The sequence below is a fragment of the Ruegeria sp. BG9 genome (genome assembly GCF_056538305.1).
Genome location: NZ_JBQFSY010000001.1, coordinates 451,144 through 471,071 on the forward strand (window position 1 = coordinate 451,144; position 19,928 = coordinate 471,071).

A 19,928-nucleotide genomic window follows, 5' to 3' on the forward strand; every position below is an offset into this window, starting at 1 on the left:
TCATGAAACAGAGCCTGCACGCTGTCACCCTTGTGGTGCCTGATTACGATGCTGCGATCAATTTCTACACTGCAACGCTGGACTTCATCCTTTCCAAAGACATTGATTTGGGAGGCGGGAAACGCTGGGTCCTCGTCACGCCGCCGGGTTCGGGCGAGGCCTCTCTATTGCTCGCCAAAGCCGACGGGGCCGAACAAGAGGCCGCTATCGGCAACCAAACCGGAGGTCGTGTTGGGTTCTTTTTGGAAACCGATGACTTCCAACGCGATCACGCAGCGATGCACGCAAAGGGTGTCCATTTCGAAGAAAAGCCCCGTGTCGAACCCTACGGCACAGTCGCGGTATGGCAGGACCCTTTCGGCAATCGTTGGGACCTTATCCAATTCGCCTGATCCCGTTCATCCGGCCGAAGATAACTCTTTTAAAGTCCGCGAAAGCGCTTCGCATAAAAACTCAACCAAGAAAGCAAAAAGGGGGCCTTCCAGGCCCCCTTTTTCATTTGGACTAAACTCAGTGATCAGTTCGGGATCAGATCCGGCACGATGGTCACAATGGTCGGGAAGAACCATAGGATCGCAATACCGACGACCTGAATGATCACGAACGGTACGACACCGCGATAGATATGGCCTGTCGTCACCTCTTTTGGTGCGACCCCACGCAGGTAGAACAAGGCGAACCCGAAGGGTGGCGTTAGGAACGAGGTCTGCAGGTTCACCGCCACCATGATAGTCACCCATTTCGGATCGAACGACCCGCCATAGATCACCGGCCCAACAATCGGGATCACGATGTAGATGATCTCGAGGAAGTCCAGCACAAAGCCCAGAATGAACAGCACCAGCATCACGATCAGGAAGACCGTGAACTCGTTGTCGAAGCTGCGCAGGAACTGCTGGATGTAATGCTCACCCCCGAAGGAGATCACAACAAGGTTCAGCAACTGCGACCCGATCAGGATGGTAAACACCATCGAGGTCACCTTCGCCGTCTCGCGCACCACGGGCGTCAGAACCCCGCTGGAGAAAAGGACCCAGCAGCCGAACAGCAGACCGAACAGCGCGTAGAGATACGTCGCATAAGCCAGAATGAAGGCGACCCAGGTCTCAACCGGGACATTGCCCTGATTGATACGCAGATCGAAATTCACACCCATCAGCAAACAGATGATGACTGCAAAGGTCGACCAGATGATCACACTACCGGACCGGCCCTGATCCTGCAGCTTACGGTAAGCAGCCAGCATGATCGCACCACCGGCACCCAGTGCCGCAGCGGGTGTCGGATTAGTGACACCGCCAAGGATCGAACCCAGCACCGCGATGATCAGAACCAGCGGCGGGAACACTACTCGGATCAGATCGTTGGTGGCACAGCGGGCGGCGGCCTCTTTACAGCCGTAGATCGCGATGGCGAAGGGGATTGCCAGCAAAACGAATGTCGCCCCGGATGAGGTCGTCGGCTGGATGAAGAGAATATCCACCAACAGCATCAACAACAGGCCAATCGCCCCAACGATCAGAGGTTGCGGCGAGCGCGAAGGCGCGATGCCACGACCCAGAACCAAGGTCAGCGCCAGCAGCACCACCACAATCGAAACGCCCGTTCCGATCGGAGCCGCATTGGCGATCTTGGCGTCACGGGCTGCAGCGAGTTCCTCCTCGCTCAGGCGCTCGGCGCTGGCAACACCACCGGCGGCGTCGATTGCCTCTTGCTCGGCCACGGCCTGATCCCAGGCGGATTGGCCATGCAGCTCGATCATCGAGGCCTGACACTCAGCCGAGACATTCGTGCGCAAAGACGCACCCTGCCCCACATCCGAGAAGGCCGAGACCGAGATGTTCTGGCTGCCGATCACACCCGCGCTGCCCAGAAGCACCGCACCGACGATGATCGCAACCGGCGCACCCAGCAGCCAGGTCAGACCCTCAGAGCGGGTGATCGTCTCACCAGAGCCACCCGACAGCTCAACGGCCGGAGCCTTGTCCGGATTCAGCAGCGCATAGCCAAAGGCATAGAGCGCGTAGAGCAACGCCAGCATGATCCCCGGCAACAAAGCCGCTTGGAACAAGGTTCCAACCGAGACCACCGCAGGTTCCCCCAAAAAGGTCAGCGCATCGGTACAGCCCGCCTCGACCGCACGCTCTTCCTGTGCCGTCGAATAAAGGTCACCCGCCAGCGTACCCAGAAGAACAATCACGATCGAGGGTGGGATGATTTGCCCAAGTGTCCCCGAGGCCGCGATCACACCTGTCGCCAACTCGGGCGAGTAGTTGTTTCGCAACATCGTCGGCAGCGCCAAAAGGCCCATGGTCACCACGGTCGCACCAACAATCCCGGTCGAGGCGGCCAGAAACGCACCCACGACAACAATCGACACGGCCAGACCACCGGGCAGCGGTCCAAAGACACGCGCCATCGTTGTCAGCAGGTCATTGGCGATCTTGGAACGCTCCAGCGTGATGCCCATCAGAACGAACATCAACACGGCCAGAAGGGTTTCAATCGACTGACCGGCCAGAACCCGTTCGTTCATGCGGTTGACGATGAAGGAAACGTTCCGGTCCAGCGCGGTTTCCCAACCCGAGGGGAAAACCGGCTCGCCTATCCTTGGTAAGTCCGGGTATCGGAAGACCGAGACCGTATCGGGTTTGACCCCGGAATTCACCAGGTCTCGATAGGCTTGTGAGCCAGTGTCAATCGCCTGATGGATCAGCAATCCAGCGCTGTCCAGCGCGGCGATGATCCCGAAGGAGATCACACCCGCCCCACCGATGGCAAAGGCCACCGGGAAGCCTGAGAGAATGCCTCCGAAAAGGCAAAAGAATACGATAATGAGGCCTATCTCGACGCCATCAAGTCCGAATAGCATTGTCTTGGTCTCCGTCCTTAATGTGCGCCTTCGTAGGCTTCTTCACCCTCACCAAGGCTATCCTTGTCGAGGTATTTTCCGGCGCTTTCCGGCCCTTCCACGTATTCCAGATACGACCGCCATAGGAAGGCAACCGCGTGCAAGAACACCATGCCCGCAAAGATCACGAGCAGGATTTTGAACAGGAAATACGCGTTGAAACCGTTCGGGCTGAAGCCGATGGTTTCCACGTTCCAGCGCAGGGCGCGCGACTTGGCCACCAGCCTGTCCAGCGTGTCACTGGCCGAGGGTTTTGGCACGATCAGGTGCCGCCACATGAAATACCAGCCATACATCCAGGTCAGCACGGCCATTGGCATCATGAACAGAACGGCGCCACACATATCAACGACGCGCTTGGCACGGTGGCTAATACCGGCATAGATCAGGTCAACCCGCACATGCCCGCCCTGCACGAAGGTGTAAGTGCAGCACAGGCAGACGACCATCGCGTTATAAAGCTTCAGTTCTTCGGCAAACCAGCTGATGTCCTGATTGAAGGGAATACCCAGACCAAAGGACATATCAGGCCGGGCAAAGACACGCTGCATGAACACGATAACGATCTGCTGGATCACCATCAGCAAACCCGCCCAGGCAAAGAACCGCCCGGTTGTGTTGGCGAATGCCTCGAGCCCGCGCACCATGCCCCACATCACGTTTCGGTAGTAGAGGCCGATGGCTGTCAGCACCAGAAACAGCGTGAAAACCACGAAGAAGAACTCGACCGAGCCTCCGTAGTAGACAAAGCGCATGATGGATTCTTTGTCGGACCAATCCAGCCACAGCTGCGGATGCGTGATCGCATATCCGAAATTATAGAAGGCTTCGGCAATGTTCTGAATGAACCAGATCAGTCCATTCCACAGGGCGCCGAAAAACGAGATACCGTTATCGTCCTGCATGTTGTCCCCGGGTCACGTCAGTTGCACTGCAAATTATAGCGGCATGATGGGTCCGCGCATATGCAACAAGAAAGGCTCCCCCGCGATTGCGGGGAAACCGTTTGGTCAGTTCACTTGGGATTAGCCGCGAACGCGGTCGCGCTGAGCGGTGTAGGCACCCGACGACAGGTTCAGCCAGCCCGAGGACGATGCCATCGACGCCATTGCGCTGTCGTGGATCTTCTTGAACAGCTCGTCGCCCATGTTCTCGTCCAGAACCTCTTGCGAAGCCTGACCGAACGCATCCCAAACGCTGTCTGGGAATTCCATGACCTTCACGCCACCCGACTGCAGACGCTGCAGGGCTGCACCGTTGTTCGCCAGGAATTGCGCCAGGTTCCACTGGTGCGCTTCGGCCGCTGCGATCTCGATGATCTTCTGCTGGGCCGGTGTCAGTTCGTCGAACACGTCGCGGTTGGTCGCCAGCGACAGACCTGCGCCCGGCTCGTGGAAGCCCGCGGTGTAGTAGGTCTTGGTGATTTCCTGGAAGCCCGCTTTTTCGTCCGCCCAGGGGCCGATCCACTCGGTGCCGTCAATCGCGCCAGAGGACAGCGCCTGATACACTTCCGAACCCGGAATGTTCTGAACCGATGCGCCCAGTTTGCCCAGCGCCTGGCCACCCAGACCTGGCATACGGAACTTCAGACCCTGGAAATCCTCGGGGCCGTTGATCTCTTTCGAGTACCAGCCGCCTGCCTGCGCGCCGGTGTTACCCGCCAGGAAGGACTTCAGGCCGAAGATCGAGCCCAGCTCGTCATGCAGCTCCATACCGCCGTCGTGGTAGTACCAGTTCACCAGTTCCTGCGCGGTCATGCCGAACGGAACAGCGGTGAAGAAGGCATAGCCTGGGTGCTGCCCCACAAAGTAGTAGTCAGCAGCGTGGTACATGTCGGCCTGACCGGAAGAAACGGCGTCGAACACTTCGAACGCGCCAACCAGCTCGCCTGCTGCTTTGATTTCAACATTCAGGCTGCCGTCGGACATCGCGTTGATGCTGTCGGCGCAGCGCTGTGCGCTGTCGAACACCCCGGCCAGACCACGACCCCACGAGGTCACCATGGTCAGGGTCCGCTGACCCTGCGCATAAGCCGGTGCCGCCAGTGCGGTAGCCGCAGCAGCCGAGCCGCCCAGAGCAGATTTCTTCAGAAATGAACGACGATCCATATGAGTGTTCCTCCCCTTCATAAGTCATCACCCGGAGGTGTCCGGGCCTGTCGCTTTCAATGGATCGGAGCCTAGAGGCAGGGATATGAAAGGGAATACCTACTACTGCGTAGAAACCCGAATTTCTGCCCGTTTTTCGCAGATAAAATCGGCAAAAAAGCCAGCCATCCCACGTTCCCGAGGGCATTTACCCCCAGAAACGCTCAATCTTTTTGCATTTTCGCCGCCGCTTGCGTATCGATTCGACCATGCAAAGACTCCGACATCTGGTTTCGCTGACCTATGCGCAGAAACTGTCTTTGGTTGCGGCCATCCCTCTGGTCGTTGCCGTCGCGGCCATTGCCTTTCTGGTCGCCTATCAGGCCCGAGCGACATCCGAGCGCGAAATACAGGCGCTGGAGCTACGCCTGATCGAGGCCAAGAAGGAAGAACTGAAGAACTACGTCACACAGGCGCGCAACGGGTTTGCCTATATCTACGGGCGCGCTGAACCTGACGATGACGTCGCCAAAACGCTGGTAACTCAGATTCTGTCGGCGATGATCTACGGGCAGGACGGGTTCTTCTTTGTCTATGACTATGACGGCACGAACTTGGTCAGCCCCCGCCAGACCCAGTTCATCAACCGCAATTGGGACGGTCTGACCGACAGCGACGGTACTCCGGTCGTGGATGAGTTCATCCGTCTCGCACGCCAAGGTGCAGGCTGGCACAGTTTCATGTGGGAAAAGCCCTCGACCGGGGAAGAGGCGCAGATGATCGCCTATGTTGTGGGCCTGCAGGATTGGCGTTGGGCCGTGGGCACCGGTGTCTTCATCGACGACATATTGGCCACCGTCGCCAATGCCCGCGCCGAGGTCGAGGACCGGGTCCAACGCACCTTCATGTATATCGGCGCCATCGTTGTCGCCTCGGTTCTGATCGTTTTTGCCTCGGGCATGTTGCTGAACATACGCGAGCGTCGGCTTGCAGATGCCAAGCTGAAAGAGCTAACCCAGCGGGTCTTCGACGCCCAAGAAGAAGAACGCGGCCGCGTCGCGCGCGAGCTGCATGACGGGATCAGCCAGATTCTTGTCGGTGTCCGCTATGCGCTGGACAATGCGCGAAGGCGCTTGTCGCGTGGCGACGACGCCGGCGCGCAGGCCCCATTGGACAAGGGCATTGATCACCTTGGCACGGCAATCACCGAAGTGCGCCGCATCAGCCGCGACTTGCGACCTGGTGTTCTAGATGATCTGGGCCTCGGCCCCGCCCTCAAGGCGCTGACCGATGACTTCCGCGAACGCACAGGGATCGAAACCGAGTTTTCGACCGTCGTCTTCCGCAACCGGCTGGATCAGGACAGCAAGATCGCACTCTACCGCATCGCTCAAGAAGCTTTGACCAATATTGAGCGCCACGCAGACGCCTCGCATGTTACAATCGACCTGCGCGGGCACAAAAAAGGCGCGACCATGCGGATCACCGATGACGGGCGCGGGCTGCGCTCTGAACCAGATCAGAGCGGCACCGGCATCGGGTTGCGGAACATGCAGGAACGGATCGAACAGCTTGACGGCACGCTGCGTATTCTGTCATCACGCGGCCCGCACGGGGGTACGGTGATCGAAGTCAGCCTGCCCCTCAGCCACCTGCTGCCGCCGCAGGAAGACGCAACACCGAACCGAAAGGCCGGGACATGACCATCCGAGTCCTCATCGTCGACGATCACCCCATGGTAGCCGAGGGTATCCAGTCGATCCTCGAAAGCTATGAAGAGATCGAGGTCGTCGGCACTCTGGGCAGCGGTCAGGCCGCGGTTGATCATGCGGCCGAGTTGACCCCTGACGTGATCCTGATGGACCTGAACATGCCCGGCCTCGGCGGCCTGAGCGCGACCGAACTGATCCTCGAACGCCTGCCCGAAACCCGCATCCTGATCCTCTCAATGCATGACAGCCCCGAATACATCTCAACCGCGCTCAGCCACGGCGCCAAAGGCTATGTGCTGAAAGACGTCCCCACGGATGAGATCAAACAGGCGATTGATGCGGTGATGAAGGGCGAGCAATATCTATGCACCGGCGCCAGCGGGTCCTTGAAGCCCAAAGGCGACAGCGCCCGCGAAGCCCTTACCGGGCGCGAACAGACCATCCTTCTGGAACTGGCGCAGGGCAAATCCAATAAGGAAGTCGCCCTGGCACTCGATATCTCGGTCCGGACGGTCGAGACCCACCGCAAAAACATCAAACGCAAACTGGGCATCTCCTCAACAGCAGGCCTGACGCGCTATGCGCTGGAACATGGTGTTTTACAGGGCACCGGCGTCGGCTTCTGAGCCACCCGCAGCGCGGCACACGCTGCCCGGCCCAACCAGAGGAGGCGCGCCGCAGGCGCGTTGACGATGGGCGGGAGGGTTACCCGCGCGGCCTGATATCCTCACCGAAAAAGATCAACGTCCCATCCTCGTCAATGACGTGAAATTCGCGCTGCTGATACGGCTGATCAAACGGAGGGCGCACACGTCCTTCGGGCAAATCCTCCAACCCCGGTTTGAGGCTGTCATACAGCGCATCAACTCCCTCGACATCTATGTAAAAAGACTGCTCTTCCCCCAGCAGCTTGCCATCCTCTCGCGGCGGGCATTCCAGCAGCCGAATAGCCACCGGCCCGCGTGACAGAAACGCATAGTTGTCCTGCTGAAACCCGCAGCTGAATCCCAAGCGCTCACAATAGAAATCAATCTGGTTCTGCAACGACGAACACAAAACAAATGGAGTGAGTTGCAATATACGCGCCATGCCAAAGCCCTCCCTGAATGGGCCCTAATCTACCTGTGTCGGCAACTCAGTCCAACAATTCATCAGCCCGGCGACCCTCACGTGCGTAGTGATGCGGCAGAACCCGGCCATAGAGCTGCCGCGTCCTCTCAACCCCGCCACACATGCCTTCGGTGTCCACAAACGAGAAGATGCCAACGTAGCGCGTGCGCGCGCCTTCAACCGGCGCAACTCGGTGCAGGGCATAGCGACCCTTAAAAATTTGCAGATCACCGGGCTGCAAGTCGATCCGGCGAACGGCCTGCATATTGCCATCCAGAACAGCCCTTACCGCTGAAAAATTCTCATCTTCTGAACTGCGCAGATCCGGGGCATATTCAAACGCACCACCTGTTTCGGCATTCTGAATGGCCAGAGTCACGGTGTAGTTGTTGGTGTCGAAATGCCAGGGAAACCCCTGCCCCTCTTCCACGACATTGATGATGACATCCGCCAACGGATCATCATAGCGAAAGAACCGATCCTCAGGCTCATCCAGCGCATCGCGAATGAAGGGCAGAAAACCGTCAAACTCGTAGATGCGCCGCAAAGGCCCTGATCCGGGGAAATTGTCCGCAGGTACAAATGCATTCGACCGGTCATAGAACCGACGCACCGGATGCCCGATCCCATAGCTGGGGTCATCTTTGGTGAAATAAACATTCGTACGGTTGAAGGACCGATGAGCCTTGGGCGCGACGGTATCTGCCTCTACCAGCAACTGCTCCAACCCGCCCTCATGCACAAAGCCCGGCAGAACCGCGCAACCGTCATACTCAAGTTCCCGGCGCAAATCACCGATCAACTGGCGGTACGCGGTCGAGTCCGGACGATCAATCGGATAGCGCCCCAAATCCACGAGTTCCTGCAGCAAGGCCGACCTCCCTATTTGCCCCTCATACAAAGTAGCCTGCCGCAGCACCTGGCGCGCTTCTGGTTCATTTCAGACATCGTGTTGGCGGATTTAGACAAGTCGGAAATCCGTCAAAACACCACGCGACCCCTTCTGTTTTACCGGAAATTCCCGACATGAGGCATTTTGCGCAACAAAATGTCGCAAAATTCATCAATCCGGTCATGAAATTCATACGATTGCCTGTTGACGCTCCGTCGTGCCGAACATAATGTCCCCTGCAAGCTGATAAGGAGCCTCTGGCGATGAACACGCTAGTCGTAATCGTAGGAAACATGCGTATGGGCCGGTAACGGAAAACCACAATCGAACCCATGCGCCTCCGAAAACCTCGGGGGCTTTTTTTTGGCAAACGCAAGACACATGTCGCGAACGGAGCAAAGCAGATGACACGTGAGATGACCGGCGCAAAGATGGTGGTTCAGGCCCTCAAGGATCAGGGCGTGGACACAGTATTCGGATACCCCGGTGGCGCCGTCCTACCGATCTATGACGAGATCTTTCTGCAAAACGACATTCGTCACGTCCTGGTGCGGCATGAGCAAGGCGCGGTCCACGCGGCCGAAGGCTATGCCCGGTCGACTGGCAAACCCGGCGTTGCGCTGGTGACATCCGGCCCCGGCGCGACCAACGCGGTCACCGGTTTGACGGATGCGCTGCTCGACTCGATCCCGATTGTTGTTCTGACCGGTCAGGTCCCGACCTTCATGATCGGCTCGGACGCGTTCCAAGAGGCCGACACCGTCGGCATCACCCGCCCCTGCACCAAGCATAACTGGCTGGTGAAGGACACGGATTCTCTGGCGGAAACCATGCACGAGGCGTTCCACGTTGCCACTTCGGGTCGTCCGGGTCCGGTGCTGATCGACATTCCCAAGGACGTGCAGTTTGCATCGGGTGACTATACCGGCCCCAAGACCTCGACCTCTCGCTATCAGCCTGTTCTGAAGGGCGATCTGGAAGAAATCACCGAACTGGTCGCCGCGATAGAAACCGCCAAAAAACCCGTTTTCTACACCGGAGGCGGCGTTATCAACTCGGGCCCCGCGGCCAGCCAATTGCTGCGTGAACTGGTGGATGCCACTGGTTTCCCGATCACTTCGACCCTGATGGGCCTTGGCGCTTATCCGGCGTCAGGTGAGAACTGGTTGGGCATGCTGGGTATGCATGGTCTCTACGAGGCCAACCTGGCGATGCATGATTGCGACCTGATGATCAACATCGGCGCGCGGTTCGACGACCGGATCACCGGGCGGATCGACGCGTTCTCGCCGAACTCAAAGAAAGCGCATATCGACATCGATCCTTCGTCGATCAATAAGGTGATCCGCGTCGACATCCCGATCGTCGGCGACGTCGCCCATGTGCTGGAAGATATCCTGAAGGTCTGGAAATCGCGCGGACGTAAGACCGATGCGGCCTCCGTCGCCAAGTGGCAGGAGCAGATTGCCGACTGGCGCAAGGTCAACTGCCTCGCCTACACCAACAGCGAGAAGACGATCAAACCGCAATACGCGCTGCAACGCCTTGAAGAGCTGACGAAAAACCACGACCGCTATATCACGACCGAGGTTGGTCAACACCAGATGTGGGCCGCGCAGTACCTTGGGTTCGAGGACCCCAACCGCTGGATGACCTCAGGCGGTCTGGGCACGATGGGTTATGGCACTCCGGCCTCAATCGGTGTGCAGATGGCCCATCCGGATGCGCTGGTGATTAACGTGGCGGGCGAGGCCTCGTGGCTGATGAACATGCAGGAAATGGGCACCGCCGTTCAGTACCGTCTGCCGGTGAAACAGTTCATTCTGAACAACGAACGCCTCGGCATGGTCCGCCAGTGGCAGGAGCTGCTGCATGGTGAGCGGTACTCGCATTCGTGGTCCGAGGCCCTGCCCGATTTCGTCAAGCTCGCCGAGGCCTTCGGGGCCAAGGGCATCCTGTGCTCAAACCCAGCCGATCTGGACGACGCGATCATGGAGATGATCAACTACGACGGTCCGGTAATCTTTGATTGCCTTGTTGAAAAGCACGAGAACTGCTTCCCCATGATCCCGTCGGGCAAAGCCCATAACGAGATGCTGCTGGGCGAGGCCGAAACGCAGGGCGTGATCGACTCCAAAGGTTCGGTTCTGGTTTAGCAACATTCGTCGGAATTGACCGGGCGCCCGACGCCCGGTTTTCGCAAGATGATGAAAGGGACGTAAATGTCTGCCCTACATATCAAAAAAGGCTCTACCCGCCATTCGGCCTATAACCTACGCCCGACCTTTTCGGACGTGCAGGAGCGCCATACGATTGCGGTTCTGGTTGAGAACGAGCCGGGCGTTCTAGCCCGCGTGATCGGCCTGTTCTCGGGCCGTGGCTACAACATCGAAAGCCTGACCGTGGCCGAGGTCGACCACACTGGGCACCTTAGCCGCATCACCATCGTGACCACCGGCACCCCGCAGGTGATCGAACAGATCAAAACACAGCTGGGCCGTATCGTGCCGGTTCACGAGGTCCATGACCTGACTGTCGAAGGCCCCTCGGTCGAGCGGGAACTGGCGATCATCAAGGTCGTTGGCGAAGGCGACAAGCGGGTCGAGGCGCTGCGTCTGGCCGATATCTTCCGCGCCAATGTGGTCGACAGCACGTTGAACTCGTTCATATTTGAGATCACGGGCGCTCCCGACAAGATCGATGCTTTTGCTGACCTCATGCGCCCGTTGGGGCTCGTCGAAATCGCCAGAACTGGCGTTGCTGCCCTTTTGCGCGGCGACTGACAACTGCAAGGTCCCGGCAGGGCATCGCCGGGACCCTTCGCTTTTTTCGGCAAATGTCTATTTGATACTTCGCGCAAAAAAGCCTGCAAATAAACTGTAAAGGTCACCCCCAGTAGACAAATACCTATTGCCTTTACCCAACGTCGGATTAGCATCTCTGGTGCAACGCGGCGTGGGGAAACGTTGCTTTGGGGTCATCTTTACGATTTCGGTCACACATCCGGTCTGCCGATCTGCACCGCTGTTTTCACGACTGAAACCGCCGATGCAGGGGGAACCGATGCCAGAGGATACGCGCAGCCCGGACGAACTTCGCGCCATGTTCGGCGCGAACCTCAGACGCTTGGCGCGAAACTACCCTTCGATTTCTGCATTGTGCCGCGAACTAGGCATCAACCGAACGCAGTTCAACAGGTATCTTGCGGGCGAGAGCTTTCCGCGCGCGGATGTTCTGGACCGGATATGCCGCTTCTTTGATGTGGATGCCCGTATCGTTCTGACCCCGCTTGACGACATCCCGGATGCCAATACGCATCATGTGAACGCCACTCTGACGCAATTCCTCGGCTCGGGCGCTCAGGCCACCCACGACTGCACCTTTCCGCCGGGGTTTTATGCGGCGACGGACACCCGGACGTCCATTGTTTTGCACGCCAAACGGCTGCCACAATGCACGTTGATCCGTGGCTTCACACCGCGCAGCGTGATGCCCGGCAGCCCATCCATGGCACGAGAGGTGCGCGGTATAGCGAGCTGTTCCGGCGATTATGTCTACATGCTGATTTCCGGTCGTAACGGCCAAAACAGCCGGGTCTATGTGGTCAGCAAGAAAGAGACCCTCTGGCAAGGTACAAGCTACACGCGCCCGGACAAAGACGACGCGCGCCCCGTGACCCTGACCCGGCTGGGGCAGGATGCAACAGATGCGCTCGGCGCCGCGCGCAAGCTGATAAAGGCCCACAGGCCCGACTAGCGCTAGCTCGGGTCATCCTCGCAGATCAGGCGATACAGGTGCCAGCTTGCGTGACCTAAAAGCGGCAGCACCAGCAGCAATCCCAGGAACCACGGCACCATCGCGACAAACGTCAGCACGGCGATGAAAATGCCCCACCCGATCATGACCGGAAAGTTGGCCTTCACGTAAGAGAAGCTCTCGATCATTGCCGTCACGAAATCCAGCTCGCGGTCCAGCAGCATCGGGATGGACAGCACGGTGATCATGTAGAGGATGGTGGCAAAGACCGCCCCGACGGCCGACCCTACGGCCAGCATCATCAACCCGTTCGACGTCAGATATACCTCGAGCGACGAAGACACGTTCGTCAGCGTCGACAGCCCCATGAACAGGGCAAAGATCATATGACCCAGAAAGAACCAGAACAGAAACATCACCACGATGATCGCGGAGATTGAGGGCAACTGGCGGCGGCTCTGTTGTAAAACGACTCCGAATATCGCCTTGAAATCAAGCTCCTCCCCCGCCTCCAAGCGACGTGAGACCTCATAAAGCCCGACCGCCGCAAACGGTCCGATCAGAGGGAACCCGATCGCGGCGAGGACCAGCCAATAGCTTGTTCCCGTCCGAAGGGTCACCCAGGCGATCGCCCAGCCCGCCAGCACATAAAACCCCGCAAATATCAAGCCGAACAGCGGCGCCCTGCGGAGGTCAACCCACGCCCGCCGCATCGCCTGTTTCAGCATCCCACTGTCAACAGGGCGCATCTGAGGCGCTCCGAAAGGTCTTTCCATCTGTTTCTCCTCCCCGTCTGGCCCTATCTCATCGCGGGTCTTTTCTGCGGCCATGTCGTTGCGTCGTGATACACGGCACCCATGGACAGTAGCCGCGCATCCGACCCCTTGGGCCCAAATAGCTGAAAGCCCATTGGCAGGCCTTCCGCTCCGAACCCGGCAGGCGCAGCCAGACAGGGCAAACCAATCAGGCTGACCGGCACCGTCACCTGCATCCAGCGATGATAGGTATCCATCGCCTGCCCCATAATCTTACGCGGATACGGCGGCTCGACATCGAACGGCCAGACCTGTGCGGCCGGCAAAACCAAAGCATCATAGTTCTGAAACAGCTCAGCCGCCCGCCGGAACCACTCCGACCGGGTAACGCTGGCCTCATGCACCTGCATCGCGGATAACGCCAAGCCCCGCTCTAACTCCCACTGTGCGCTGTCCTTCAAGGCCTCTGAATTGCCCCGCAACGGCTGCAGTCCCGCTGCCACCGCCCAGGACCGCAGGGTAACCCAACTGTCCCACATCTTTTCGGCATCGAAGGGCGGAGACACATCTTCGACCATTGCGCCTTGTTCTTCGAAAACACCTAGGGCATCGCGGCAAAGGTCCATAATGCCGTCCTCAAACGGAAATGCGCCGCCCCAATTTCCCAACCAACCAATCCGCGCCCCGCGCAGATCAGCGGCTTGAACGGGACTCACGTGCCCGGCGTCCGCAACCAAAGGTGACCGGGGATCAGCGCCCGAGATCACGTCGAGCAACAGCCCCAGATCCTCAGGGCTTCGCGCCATCGGCCCCAGGGTCGATAACTGATGCAGAAACACGTCCCCAATAGGCTCCGACGGCACCCGCCCCCAACTAGGGCGAAATCCGTAGACGTTGTTCCACGCGGCCGGGTTGCGCAGACTTCCCATCATGTCAGAGCCGTCGGCCAACGCGACCATCCCGGTCGCCAAAGCAACCGCCGCGCCACCAGACGACCCGCCACATGTACGCGCGCCGTCATAGGGATTCCGGGTCGCGCCATAGACCGGGTTGAACGTGTGCGAGCCAAGTCCGAACTCGGGCGTGTTGGTCTTACCAATCAAGATTGCCCCCGCCGCGCGCATCCGCGCTGCAATCAGATCGTCCTGTTCGGGCACAAAATCGCAAAACAGCGGCGATCCCTGCGACGACACTATCCCAGCGACATTGACCAGATCCTTCACTGCAATCGGCAACCCATACAGTGGCCCCCGATTGGTGCCCGCATCCAGTGCCACCGCCTCGGCCATCAGATCATCCGCGTCGCGCAGGGCCACAATCGCATTGACCGCTCCATTTACGGCCCCAATACGCTCCAGCGTCGCAGCCATCACCTCGACCGATGAAACAGCACCAGATGACAGCTGATCGACCAGCGCCTTTGCGGAAAGCTGAGTGATATCCATCCGGGTTTCAATCACCTCGATCTGTTTGGTTCAAATCCAGCCTAGCCGCGCACCCCGACCAATAAAACCCATTGTTTAAATACATCTTTTCCCGAATGGCCAAGCACCACCCGGATCCCCTTCATCTGGCCAAAAATATCTCGGGGGAGTCGCGGCTTGCCGCGGCGGGGGCAGCGCCCCCTGCCCAGACTTAGTCGCCCTGCGCCTCGGACCGACTTTTGCCCGCCACGTTCAATGCCAGCGTCGCCGCCATGAACCCATCCAGATCTCCGTCCAAAACACCTTTGGTATCCGAAGTCTCATGATTGGTCCGCAGATCCTTCACCATCTGATAAGGCTGCAAGACGTAAGACCGGATCTGGTTGCCCCAGCCCGCATCCCCCTTTGCCTCATGCGCCGCGTTGATATCGGCGTTCCGACGATCCAGCTCTTGCTGGTAAAGGCGTGATTTCAGCGCCTTCATGGCGATATCGCGGTTCTGGTGCTGCGACTTTTCGGATGAGGTCACAACGATCCCGGTCGGGATATGCGTGATCCGCACTGCCGAGTCCGTGGTGTTCACGTGCTGACCACCTGCACCCGAGGACCGATAGGTATCAATCCGAATATCGGCCGGGTTCACCTCAATCTCGATATTGTCATCGACCACGGGGTAAACCCAGACCGAGCTGAACGAGGTATGCCGCTTGGCCGCCGAGTCATAAGGCGAGATTCGTACCAGACGATGCACGCCGCTTTCCGATTTCAGCCAACCATAGGCATTGTGACCGGAAATCTTGTAGGCCGCCGACTTGATCCCGGCTTCCTCGCCCGCGGTCTCGGATTGCAGCTCGACCGTATAGCCCTTCTTCTCCGCCCAACGCACATACATCCGCGCCAGCATCGAGGCCCAGTCACAGCTCTCGGTCCCGCCGGCGCCCGAGTTGATCTCGAGGAAGGTATCGTTGCTGTCAGCCTCGCCGTCCAGCAGTGCCTCCAGCTCTTTCTTCGCGGCTTTGTCCTTCAGAGACTTGATCGAGGCTTCGGCGTCCTGAACAACCTCTTCATCCTCTTCCATCTCGCCCAGCTCGATCAGCTCGATATTGTCGCTGAGATCGGTTTTGATGGACTCGTAAGTCTCAATCGCATCGACCAGCATCTGCCGTTCGCGCATCAGTTTCTGCGCGTTCTCGGGGCTGTCCCACAGGTTCGGATCCTCGACCCGCGCATTGAATTCCTCAAGCCGATGGGGCGCGGTTTCATAGTCCATACGCTGCGCCAGCAGCTCTAGCGACTTTTCGATTTCCGCCACGATATTCTGGGTTTCGGCGCGCATGGTCTTGCCCCAACTTGGTCAAACAGGACTGCGTGATAGCAAGAGCAGAAGGCCACCACAAGACGGGCCAGACGGGATTGCACGTCTGGCCGTCAGAGATTTTGCAAAGCGATCAGTAAAGGCCGCCGGTACTCAAATCCCCTTGCGAAGCTTTGGGGCCAACAGTGACGGTGCTACCGGTCGAGGTTTGGACTTGAACGCCTGCGCGTTGCGCTTCTTCGAACAGCGGAAGGTCCGATCCGATGGCAAAGCCGCCGTCATAAACGCGGTCGATAAACCCATCCACACCATCACGGAAGAACTCGGCCACGACATATTCTCCGGATGCGTCATCAGGCAGGCGCGCGCCGCTGAAACGGTCGATCTTGATGAAGTGACCGCCCTCGGGCACCTCGAACGGACCACCGCCGTATTTCTCAACGGCTTTTTCCATGAAGCTCTGGAAGACCGGCCCGCACATGGTGCCACCATAAGCCCCCCGGCCCATCGGACGCGGACGGTCATAACCGATATAGCAACCGGCCACGATGTTCGAGGTGAAGCCGATGAACCAAGCATCCTTGGATTCGTTGGTCGTTCCGGTCTTGCCCGCCGTCGGCACCGGCAGGTTGACATAGCGCGACGCTGTCCCACGATCCACAACACCCTTCATCATCGAGGTCAGCTGATAGGCGGTAATCGCATCCATGACCTGCGAGCGGTTGGTCTCGATGGTCGGCGACTCGTTTGGCTCCAACCAGGTCGAGTTGCAATCGAGGCACTGGCGATCGTCATGGCGATAGATTGTCTTGCCAAAGCGGTCCTGAATCCGATCGACCAGAGTAGGTTCGACCCGCTCACCGCCATTTGCGAACATCGCGTAGGCCGCAACCATTTTATACAGCGTGGTTTCTTCGGACCCGAGCGAGTTGGCTAGAAACGCACCCATTCGGTCATACACCCCAAACCGTTCCGCATAGCCCGCGACGACGGGCATCGTGACCTCTTGCGCCAGACGGATGGTCATTAGGTTCCGAGACTGTTCGATCCCGGTGCGCAACGGGGTCGGTCCGTAGAATTTGTTCGACGAGTTCTTGGGGCGCCACAGGCCCTGAGGGGTATTCACCTCAATCGGAGCGTCAACAACGATCGTCGCAGGGCTGTAGCCACTGTCGAGCGCGGCCGCGTAAACGAACGGCTTGAACGAGGAGCCCGGCTGACGCTGCGCCTGCGTGGCGCGGTTGAACACGGTATCCTGATACGAGAACCCGCCCTGCATCGCCAGAACGCGGCCCGAGTTCACATCCATCGCGACAAAGCCGCCCTGCACTTCGGGCACCTGACGGGCGGACCATTGGCCCTCTTCCCCGGCCATGACTAGGATCACATCGCCGCGTTTGAAATTATCGAAGAAGTTGCCCTGCATCCATTTGATGTCAGAGCGTGGGATGGTACCGTCGGCGGGGCCATCCTCAATACCGACGGTCAATTGTTGCTCGGCCACATCCAGCACAACAGCCGGGTACCATTGGGTCGGCAAAACGACGTCACGGGGGATCTCCATCTGCGCCAGCGCATCGCGCCATTGACCCTCATCCGCCAGCTGTTCTTCGGCGATCACCTCGCCCGTGCCACGCCATCTGCCACGTGACAGGTCGTATTTCTGTAATGCCTCGCGCAGCGCACGCGCGGCCTCTACTTGCATTTCTTCGTCGACCGAGGCTCGTACGGTGAAGCCGCCCGTAAAGAACTCACCCTCGCCAAAGTCTTCGCTCAGCTGACGGCGGATTTCATCGGTGAAGTAATCGCGCGGCGGCAAGGCAGTGCGGAAGCTTTCGAAATCCCCGTTCTGAACCGAACGCAGAGGCATCTCGACCTCGGTCTCATAAGTCGCCTGATCAATGTAGCCGTTCTGGTTCATCTCGCGCAGAACATAGTTGCGGCGGGCCAGCAGGCGTTCCTTTTGACGGACCGGGTGATAGTCCGACGGTGCCTTGGGCATCGCGGCCAGCATCGCGGCCTCATGCGGGGCCAGTTCCTGCAGGGTCTTGTTGAAATAAGTCTGCGCCGCAGCGGTCACACCATATGAGTTCTGACCCAGAAAGATCTCGTTCATGTAAAGCTCTAGGATCTGTTCCTTGTCGAGCGTGTCCTCAAGCCGGGTGGCAAGGATGATTTCCTTGATCTTGCGCTCGGCCCGACGGTCGCCTGACAGCAGGAAGTTCTTCATCACCTGCTGCGTGATGGTCGAGGCACCACGTACGGTTTCACCCTTGGTGCGCACTGCCTCGACACCCGCGGCGATGATGCCGCGCGGGTCATAGCCCTGGTGGGTATAGAAATTCTTGTCTTCCGCCGAGATGAAGGCCTGTTTCACCAGATCGGGGATTTCCTCGGACGGGGTGAACAGACGGCGTTCCTGGGCAAATTCGTCAATCAGCTGACCTTCGCCGGAATAGATCCGGCTGATCGTGGGAGGCTTGTACTGTGCAAGCGACTCGTGGCTGGGCAGGTCGCGACCATACATCCAAAAGACCGCGCCGATAACCAGCGCAACCATGAAGATACCCAAAGTCACGAGGCTGAAAACTGCCCCGAAAATCGATAGAATGAACCGGATCACGTCACTGCCTTTTTTTCGCGCTGCCGCCTATATAGGGATGCCAAGCCCGAGGGTCAAAACCACAAGCGCATTCTAGCCGTTTTGCGTCGTCAGGTCACTGTCCAATCAGGGACCGCCTGATCACATCTTGCTGCCGCCAGTCCTCGAGCCCCTGATAAATCCCCAGCGCCATTTTGGCGCGCCAGTCGGGATTTTTGATGTTTTTCAAATCTCTGGGGCTGGAAAGAAACCCAAGTTCGACCAGAACGGACGGTATGTCTGCCGCCTTAAGCACCGAAAACGATGCGGTGCGCAGCGGTTTGCGATTCATCGGCCCGCCCTGTTGCGCCATCCCATTGGCAATCGCGCCTGCAAGCGATGTTGTGCGGGGTTTGGTCTCCTGCCGCGCCATATCCAGCAGCACATCGGTGACCTGATCATCTGCCCCGTTCAGATCGACCCCAGACAAAAGATCGCCCCGATCGTGGCGCTCGGCCAGTTTGACGCTGGCCACGTCCGAGGCATCCTCTGACAAGGTATAGACCGCCGCGCCGTGGGCCTGCCCGTCAGAGAGGGAATCGGCATGCAGCGAGATAAACACATCTGCACCCGCCCTGTGTGCCAGAGCGATACGACGCTCTAGTGAGACGAACTGATCCTCGACCCGCGTCAGCACCACCTCGTAACCACCTGACCTTAATAGTAATTCACGTAGTTCGCGCGCGAAGGTCAGCATCATGGTTTTCTCGTCAATGCCGCCAAACTCGGCGCCCGGATCGATACCGCCATGGCCGGGGTCCAGCATCACCCGCATGACCTGCGCCACATTGCGCGCGACCTCGGACGTGGTGACGGCGGGTTCGGGAAGATCCCAGCCGTGGTTCTGCGGCACGCCCGCGGACGCGTTGAACGTGTCAAAATCGGTACCGACCAATTGAAGGATCAACAGCGCCGCGCCCGTGGTCTGATCTATCTTCAGCTCGGCCGTGTCCACCGCCATCGGTGCGCCAAGCTCCAGCACCATGCGGGACCAGCCGGGGACATAGGCCCCGAACTGTACGCCGCTGATCCGGTCGGTTTGCAGAAATTCTTCGGCGTTGAGGCCGGTCCAGTCGACCTCCTGAAAATCAAGAACCATGCGGTAGGGATCGCGCAGCGTGAAGATACGGTAAGGCACACCCTGACTGACGCCAAGATCGACCTGAACCGCCGTGCGCCCGGAATCAATGATGCGGCTTTGGTCCGGCTGCACGCGCGCCAGCGCAATGTAGTCCTGCGCCAATGCGGCACCGGACAGCGCCCAGATCAGCGCGATGCAATAGAAAATCCTGCTCATGGCCTCAAGTTTTCCCGAGATCGTTTGA

At 58.8% G+C, this 19,928-nt stretch carries 16 protein-coding genes; 6 read left to right on the forward strand and 10 right to left on the reverse strand.

Annotated features, from left to right (window positions below; all coding sequences use genetic code 11):
- Positions 1-2: 2 nt before the first annotated feature.
- Positions 3-392, forward strand: coding sequence for a VOC family protein (locus ACR0I8_RS02300; protein ID WP_170688824.1), 390 nt, complete (start codon positions 3-5; stop codon positions 390-392).
- Between the two features lie 125 nt (positions 393-517).
- On the opposite strand, the gene ACR0I8_RS02305 is transcribed toward ACR0I8_RS02300, so the two are convergent.
- The 3 genes from ACR0I8_RS02305 to ACR0I8_RS02315 all read right to left on the reverse strand — a co-directional run bounded on the left by ACR0I8_RS02305 (position 518) and on the right by ACR0I8_RS02315 (position 5,019).
- Positions 518-2,872, reverse strand: a complete 2,355-nt coding sequence (locus tag ACR0I8_RS02305) for a TRAP transporter large permease subunit (protein WP_170688825.1) — start codon at positions 2,870-2,872, stop codon at positions 518-520.
- A 17-nt stretch (positions 2,873-2,889) separates the two neighbouring features.
- A complete protein-coding gene (locus tag ACR0I8_RS02310; protein WP_170466343.1) occupies positions 2,890-3,816 on the reverse strand; it encodes a TRAP transporter small permease subunit in 927 nt (308 codons plus the stop codon).
- A gap of 120 nt (positions 3,817-3,936) precedes the next feature.
- Complete coding sequence (locus ACR0I8_RS02315; protein ID WP_170373973.1) at positions 3,937-5,019, reverse strand: TRAP transporter substrate-binding protein; 1,083 nt, start codon at positions 5,017-5,019, stop codon at positions 3,937-3,939.
- Positions 5,020-5,267: 248 nt separating this feature from the next.
- Here ACR0I8_RS02315 and ACR0I8_RS02320 point away from each other — a divergent pair, with 248 nt between their 5' ends.
- Together ACR0I8_RS02320 and ACR0I8_RS02325 are read left to right on the forward strand one after the other, a co-directional pair.
- Complete coding sequence (locus ACR0I8_RS02320; protein WP_170466340.1) at positions 5,268-6,701, forward strand: cache domain-containing protein; 1,434 nt, start codon at positions 5,268-5,270, stop codon at positions 6,699-6,701.
- Positions 6,698-7,336 (forward strand): response regulator transcription factor, encoded by a 639-nt coding sequence (locus ACR0I8_RS02325; protein ID WP_170688826.1) that lies wholly within the window; start codon positions 6,698-6,700, stop codon positions 7,334-7,336. Before ACR0I8_RS02320 ends, ACR0I8_RS02325 begins: the two co-directional genes overlap by 4 nt.
- A gap of 79 nt (positions 7,337-7,415) precedes the next feature.
- Here ACR0I8_RS02325 and ACR0I8_RS02330 read toward each other — a convergent pair whose 3' ends face one another.
- Positions 7,416-7,799 carry a bleomycin resistance protein gene (locus ACR0I8_RS02330; protein WP_170688827.1) on the reverse strand — a complete coding sequence of 128 codons (384 nt, stop codon included), beginning with the start codon at positions 7,797-7,799 and terminating at the stop codon, positions 7,416-7,418.
- Between the two features lie 46 nt (positions 7,800-7,845).
- Positions 7,846-8,691 (reverse strand): HalD/BesD family halogenase, encoded by an 846-nt coding sequence (locus tag ACR0I8_RS02335; RefSeq protein ID WP_170688828.1) that lies wholly within the window; start codon positions 8,689-8,691, stop codon positions 7,846-7,848.
- 425 nt (positions 8,692-9,116) lie between these two features.
- Here ACR0I8_RS02335 and ACR0I8_RS02340 point away from each other — a divergent pair, with 425 nt between their 5' ends.
- The 3 genes from ACR0I8_RS02340 (at position 9,117) to ACR0I8_RS02350 (ending at position 12,468) form a co-directional block, all read left to right on the forward strand.
- The gene (locus ACR0I8_RS02340; RefSeq protein WP_170688829.1) at positions 9,117-10,868 is read left to right on the forward strand and encodes an acetolactate synthase 3 large subunit; all 1,752 of its coding nucleotides are present in this window, start codon (positions 9,117-9,119) and stop codon (positions 10,866-10,868) included.
- A 66-nt stretch (positions 10,869-10,934) separates the two neighbouring features.
- Positions 10,935-11,495 (forward strand): acetolactate synthase small subunit, encoded by a 561-nt coding sequence (gene ilvN, locus ACR0I8_RS02345; RefSeq protein WP_170373979.1) that lies wholly within the window; start codon positions 10,935-10,937, stop codon positions 11,493-11,495.
- Between the two features lie 280 nt (positions 11,496-11,775).
- Complete coding sequence (locus ACR0I8_RS02350) at positions 11,776-12,468, forward strand: helix-turn-helix domain-containing protein (protein WP_170688830.1); 693 nt, start codon at positions 11,776-11,778, stop codon at positions 12,466-12,468.
- A gap of 2 nt (positions 12,469-12,470) precedes the next feature.
- Here the strand turns inward: ACR0I8_RS02350 and ACR0I8_RS02355 are convergent, their stop codons facing one another.
- From ACR0I8_RS02355 to ACR0I8_RS02375, 5 genes are all read right to left on the reverse strand, one after another.
- On the reverse strand, positions 12,471-13,244 hold the full coding sequence (locus ACR0I8_RS02355) for a DUF2189 domain-containing protein (RefSeq protein ID WP_170688831.1): 774 nt from the start codon (positions 13,242-13,244) through the stop codon (positions 12,471-12,473).
- A gap of 23 nt (positions 13,245-13,267) precedes the next feature.
- Positions 13,268-14,668, reverse strand: a complete 1,401-nt coding sequence (locus ACR0I8_RS02360; protein WP_170688832.1) for an amidase — start codon at positions 14,666-14,668, stop codon at positions 13,268-13,270.
- A gap of 190 nt (positions 14,669-14,858) precedes the next feature.
- Positions 14,859-15,983 carry a peptide chain release factor 2 gene (gene prfB / locus ACR0I8_RS02365; protein WP_170373982.1) on the reverse strand — a complete coding sequence of 375 codons (1,125 nt, stop codon included), beginning with the start codon at positions 15,981-15,983 and terminating at the stop codon, positions 14,859-14,861.
- 112 nt (positions 15,984-16,095) lie between these two features.
- Complete coding sequence (locus tag ACR0I8_RS02370) at positions 16,096-18,585, reverse strand: PBP1A family penicillin-binding protein (protein WP_170688833.1); 2,490 nt, start codon at positions 18,583-18,585, stop codon at positions 16,096-16,098.
- 94 nt (positions 18,586-18,679) lie between these two features.
- Positions 18,680-19,900, reverse strand: a complete 1,221-nt coding sequence (locus ACR0I8_RS02375) for an N-acetylmuramoyl-L-alanine amidase (protein ID WP_170688834.1) — start codon at positions 19,898-19,900, stop codon at positions 18,680-18,682.
- Positions 19,901-19,928 lie beyond the last annotated feature (28 nt).